We start from the raw sequence: 260 nt of genomic DNA on the forward strand, positions 1-260 counted from the left end.
TTTCTTGCTGTCTTAGTATGTAGTTATGTTTACGCGCTATTCAAACAAGCTTGGGCATTTGCTTTACCGTGTGCGCGCTTTAACCCCACGTGCTCAGTAAATTCACACAAATGCTCTGCGGTGCCCACCGCGCCCGTGAATATACCTTCAAAGTTTGTGGTGAGTTTGAGCCAACTTTCATCGCTGATGTGAAGTCTTGACAGTATATTTGCGGTTTTGTTATCGATAGCGCCTCGTTTGTCTGCTCTTATTACGCGACC

1 pseudogene is annotated in these 260 nt (G+C 45.8%); it reads right to left on the reverse strand.

The window, feature by feature from the left end:
• Positions 1-29 precede the first annotated feature (29 nt).
• Positions 30-260 (reverse strand): annotated as a pseudogene (locus H4J56_RS20065) (transposase); the annotation flags it as partial.

It is taken from the genome of Colwellia sp. BRX8-4 (assembly GCF_014077345.1).
Classification (GTDB): domain Bacteria; phylum Pseudomonadota; class Gammaproteobacteria; order Enterobacterales; family Alteromonadaceae; genus Colwellia_A.